Source organism: Pantoea sp. ACRSB (assembly GCF_022346905.1).
GTDB classification, from domain to species: domain Bacteria; phylum Pseudomonadota; class Gammaproteobacteria; order Enterobacterales; family Enterobacteriaceae; genus Pantoea; species Pantoea piersonii.
The window spans coordinates 1-689 of the sequence record NZ_JAKRNL010000034.1; the positions used below are offsets into that span (position 1 = coordinate 1).

General features: G+C 54.9%; 1 protein-coding gene. It reads left to right on the plus strand.

Annotation, left to right across the window (positions count from 1 at the left end; all coding sequences use genetic code 11):
* A partial coding sequence (locus MHZ89_RS22625) for a methyl-accepting chemotaxis protein (protein WP_311784660.1) occupies positions 1-417 on the plus strand: 417 nt, incomplete at its 5' end.
* Between the last annotated feature and the right edge of the window lie 272 nt (positions 418-689).

A 689-nucleotide genomic window follows, 5' to 3' on the forward strand; every position in this document is an offset into this window, starting at 1 on the left:
GGGATGGGGGCTGTCTCCACCGATGTCTCTCGGCTCAACAATCAGTCTGAAAGTATTGACGATATGGTGGAAACCATCCGGAAGTTTGCCATGCAGACAAGACTTATTGCACTGAATGCCGCGATTGAAGCAGCAAGGGCGGGCGCATCCGGAAGAAGTTTTGCGGTTGTTGCCGCAGAGGTGCGTAATCTTGCGGCGAGCGTCAGTAGCGCGACTGAAGAAATTGAGCAAGTCGTGGCCAGCAACAGTCAACTGGCCAAGGATGTTCTCAGTGGCATTGAAAACAGCCTGATGAACACCCGGGAAGGGGTTACACTCATGCGCGAAGCGGGTGAAGTGATGACCAGCATTCAGAGGAATGCTGCAGGGGTTGAGACTGCGGTTAAGGATGTCGCCATTTCAGTTAAAGCCGGATAGGCCATGGTGCATATCTCCACCACTGGCCGCGTTCAATGCGGGAATGGCGCCTGTATGCCTGTTCTGCTGCCACCGCCACTTAACACTGCTGACTGAGATACCTGAAACCTGGTATTAATCTGTGACGCTTTGTCTGCCGCTCCCCGGTGGGGAGCGTTTTGCGCGCCTCACGGGAGCAGAAAAAAAACGTACCCGCCGGGGTGCGAAAGCTGTTCATCATGTTCCGTGCAGAGCGATGACAGAGAGTCGGCACGGAGTAGTACCATTCCGGG